At 72.3% G+C, this 3586-nt stretch carries 4 protein-coding genes and 1 pseudogene; 3 read left to right on the top strand and 2 right to left on the bottom strand.

Annotated features, from left to right (window positions below; translation table 11 throughout):
* Window positions 1-598: pseudogene (locus AB0J09_RS59445) on the top strand (hypothetical protein); the annotation flags it as partial.
* Window positions 599-610: 12 nt separating this feature from the next.
* Here AB0J09_RS59445 and AB0J09_RS59440 read toward each other — a convergent pair.
* Window positions 611-1492, bottom strand: coding sequence for a LysR family transcriptional regulator (locus tag AB0J09_RS59440; RefSeq protein ID WP_360712367.1), 882 nt, complete (start codon window positions 1490-1492; stop codon window positions 611-613).
* Between the two features lie 72 nt (window positions 1493-1564).
* On the opposite strand from AB0J09_RS59440, the gene AB0J09_RS59435 reads away from it, so the two are divergent.
* Together AB0J09_RS59435 and AB0J09_RS59430 are read left to right on the top strand one after the other, a co-directional pair.
* Window positions 1565-2233 (top strand): type 1 glutamine amidotransferase domain-containing protein, encoded by a 669-nt coding sequence (locus AB0J09_RS59435; protein WP_360712365.1) that lies wholly within the window; start codon window positions 1565-1567, stop codon window positions 2231-2233.
* A 74-nt stretch (window positions 2234-2307) separates the two neighbouring features.
* Entirely contained in the window at window positions 2308-3285 is a 978-nt protein-coding gene (locus AB0J09_RS59430) for an alpha/beta hydrolase (RefSeq protein ID WP_360712362.1), read from the top strand.
* On the opposite strand, the gene AB0J09_RS59425 is transcribed toward AB0J09_RS59430, so the two are convergent.
* Window positions 3263-3586 (bottom strand): helix-turn-helix domain-containing protein (locus AB0J09_RS59425; protein WP_360712359.1); only part of this gene is annotated, 324 nt, incomplete at its 5' end. The two genes, AB0J09_RS59430 and AB0J09_RS59425, sit on opposite strands and share 23 nt — an antisense overlap.

Below are 3586 nucleotides of genomic sequence, written 5' to 3'. Positions count from 1 at the left end.
ACGGTGGCCTGGTTTCAGAAGGCGATGGCCGCGAGTGCCGGCGTACCCGCCTGAGCTGCCGCCATCTCTGGCCACAGAATGCACCAGCGAGGAGGTGCGGCGGGAGGTGGTGGAGCTCATGGACCGGATGACGGACATCCCGGCCCTCCTCACCGACCACCGGCTCGACCTGCTCGCCTGGAACCGGCTGGCCGACGCGCTCTTCCCGGGCCTCTGCCGCCCTGGCGCCAACCTGGCCAGGTACAACTTCCTCTCCGAGCCCGGTGTCTATGCGGACCGCGAGGAGGTGCTCCGGGCCACGGTCGGGCAGCTCCGCCTCGCCACCGGCCGCCACACCGACGACCCGGCGCTGACCGCCCTGATCGGCGAGCTGTCGGTACACAGCCCGCGCTTCCGCACCCTCTGGGCCGGTCGCGTCGTCAAGGAGCGCGCCAACGGGGTCAAGCGGTTCACGCATCCGGTGGTGGGCGAGCTGGTGCTGCGTTATGAGACGTTCGAGCTGCCGGGTGGATCGGGGCAGCGGCTCAGCCTGCTCCATCCCGAGCCGGGCGGCACCAACGAGGAGTCGCTGCGGCTGCTCGCTTCGTGGTCGGCTTAGTAAGGGGTCGGCCTAGTAGGTGGGGGCGGTGCGGAACGCCTCGATGAGGTGCGCCCGTACCCTGGCCACCGCGGGTCTCGCCAGCGCGCCCGAGCGGACGGCCAGGTAGCCGGTGTTGATCGGCGCCTCGTCGGGCTCGGCCAGCGTCACCAGCGTGCCAGCCGCCAGGTCGCGGCGGCACAGGTAGGCGGGCAGGACGGAGACGCCCATCCCGGCCCTGACGGCGCTGAGCACACCGCGCAGGTCGGGGATGACGACCTGGGCCGCCATCGCGGGCCGGCGGCCGAACACGGTCCGCCAATAGCGGCGCACGATGGGCAGATCCTCGGCGTAGGCCACCAGCGGAACCCCCGCGAGCTCCCTCGGCCCGGTGCCGGGAAGCGCCAGGGAGGGGGCGGCGACCAGCAGGAACTCCTCGTCGTAGACCGGGTCCGCCTGCACGCCGCGCACCCGGGGCCGGATCGTGGAGAGCACCAGGTCCAGCCGCCCGGCCGCGAGGTCGGCCAGGAGGTCGTCCGACAGTCCGAGCGTGGTCCGCAGCCGCAGCCCGGAGCGCACCAGCGGCGCGAGCATCGGCATCACCTCCTCGCACAGGAACTCGGCGGGCCCGCCCAGGTGCACGGCCGCGTCCGAGGGCAGCTCCGACTCCACCACCTCGTCCAGCGCGTCGAGCGAGGGCGCCACCCGGCGGGCCAGCTCGTCGGCGGCGGGCGTGGGCGCGACCCCGCGCGCCAGCCGGTCGAACAGCGGCCGGTCCAGCACCGACTCCAGCGTCCTGATCTGCGCGGTCACGGCCGGTTGCGACAGGCGGAGCGTCTGCGCGGCGGCCGTGATGGACCCGGTCCTGTGCACCGCGAGGAACGTCCGCAGCAGGTCGAGTGAGAGTGACGACATATCACTATTCTGATGCCTCAGACGATATTCTGTTATTTGTGCTGATGGCTCTGCGGAGCGATGCTGTGAGGCATGAGCAAGCGCATCCTGATAGTTCTGACCAGCCACGACGACCTCGGCGGCGTCGAGCCGACCGGCTACTACGTGCCGGAGGCCGCCCACCCTTGGGAGATCTTCCGCAAGGCCGGATACGAGGTGGACGTCGCCAGCATGCGGGGCGGACAGCCGCCCCAGGACGGGTTCGACCCGGATGACGAGGCCCAGGTGGCCTTCGTCGCCTCCGTCGAACAGCAGGGCACCGGCCGCCTGGCCGAAGCCGACCCCTCCCGCTACGACGCCGTGCTCTACGCCGGAGGCCACGGCACCATGTGGGACTTCCCCGACGATCCCGACGTCATCCGCGTGGGGCGCGAGGTGTACGAGCGGGGCGGCGTGGTGGCGGCGGTCTGCCACGGTCCGTCCGCACTGGTGAACCTGGCCCTGTCCGACGGCTCCTATCTGGTGGCGGGCAAGCGGGTGGCGGCGTTCACAAACGAGGAGGAGAAGCTGCGCGGCGTGGCCGACGTGGTGCCGTTCCTGCTGGCGGACAAGCTGCTGGAGCGGGGCGCCCAGCACGAGCCGGGCGCGAACTGGCAGCCCCAGGTCGTGGTGGACGGCCGCCTGGCCACCGGCCAGAACCCGGCCAGCGCCGCGCCCCTCGCGGAGCGCGTACTCGAGGTTCTCGCCGAACGGCGGGTCTGAGGAGCGCAATCGCCGCCGGACGGCGGTTGTGTGTCGTGGCCTGGGCTTCGAGTATCAAGGGGTAGCCTCCGTAGATGGGAGATCTCATGGCTTTCCACCCCAACCTCGATCCGGAGATCCGCGCCGCGCTCGAACGGACGCCCCTCCCGACGTTCGATATGGCGAATATGTCGCCCGAGGAGCTGCCCGGGCATCGGGCGCAGGTCAACGCCTTCCTCGCCGCCGCGCCGCCCGCCGACACGGACGTGGTGATCGAGGACCGCTATGCGCCGGGCCCCGAGGGCGCCCCCGACGTGCGGGTACGGATCTACCGCCCGGCACAGGACGGCGAGGGGCGGCCGGGGCTCTACTGGATCCACGGTGGTGGGATGATCATCGGCACGCCCGAGATCGACGAGGCGATGATGATCGGCTACGTCGAGGCGCTCGGGTGTGTGGCGGTCTCCGTCGACTACCGGCTGGCGCCGGAGAACCCGCATCCCGCTCCGGTCGAGGACTGCTACGCGGGGCTGGTGTGGACGGCAAAGTCGGCGGGCGAGCTGGGCATCGACCCGGACAGGATCGCGGTCGGCGGCGCCAGCGCGGGCGGCGGGCTGGCCGCGGCCACCGTGCTGCTGGCCCGCGACAGGGGCGGCCCCGACGTCGCGTTCCAGCTGCTCGTCTGCCCGATGCTGGACGACCGCAACATCACCCCGTCCAGCCACGAGTTCACCGAGGCCGTGGTGTGGGACCGGACCGCGAACCTCTTCGGCTGGACCGCCCTGCTGGGCGACCGCATCGGCACCGACGACGTGCCCCCGTACGCCGCCCCCGCGAGGGCCACGGACCTGGCCGGCCTGCCACCGGCGTTCATCGACGTCGGCGAGCTGGAGGTGTTCAGGGACGAGGACATCGACTACGCGCTGCGGCTGTCGCAGGCGGGGGTGTCCACCGAGTTTCACCTCTATCCGGGGGCCTTCCACGGGTTCGACGGGATGGTCCCAGACACCGAGCTCAGCAAGCGGGCGCGGGCGGGCCGGCTGGCCGCGCTCAAGCGCGCGTACCGGCTCTGAGGTTCGCGCGGAGCCGTACCAGGGCGAGGGCCAGGTGGGCGCGGAGGCGTCCGGCCGGGTCGGCGAGCGAGAAGCCCAGCGCGGACTCGGCCCGGGCGATGCGCGCGGCCATCGAGCTGTGGTGCAGGTGCACGGCGGTGGCCGCGCCGCGTACCGAGCCCGCCAGACAGAGCGCCCGCACCGCCGTCATGGCTTCGTAGCCGAGCCGCTCCATCGCCCGGACGTCGGCCAGCCCCGCGACAGCCGGCTCAGGGAGGTCGGCGAACAGGGCCAGGGCGCCCAGGTCCGACCAGCGCATCAC

Origin of the sequence: Nonomuraea sp. NPDC049784, assembly GCF_040659615.1 — a bacterium.
Taxonomy (GTDB): Bacteria; Actinomycetota; Actinomycetes; order Streptosporangiales; family Streptosporangiaceae; genus Nonomuraea.
This window is presented reverse-complemented; position numbering and strand designations above follow the sequence as displayed.

Excerpts from the sequence above, each read along its gene's own strand:
- AB0J09_RS59440 (WP_360712367.1), bottom strand. The coding sequence starts at position 1,492 with ATGTCGTCACTCTCACTCGACCTGCTGCGGACGTTCCTCGCGGTGCAC.
- AB0J09_RS59435 (WP_360712365.1), top strand. The coding sequence starts at position 1,565 with ATGAGCAAGCGCATCCTGATAGTTCTGACCAGCCACGACGACCTCGGC.
- AB0J09_RS59430 (WP_360712362.1), top strand. The coding sequence starts at position 2,308 with ATGGGAGATCTCATGGCTTTCCACCCCAACCTCGATCCGGAGATCCGC.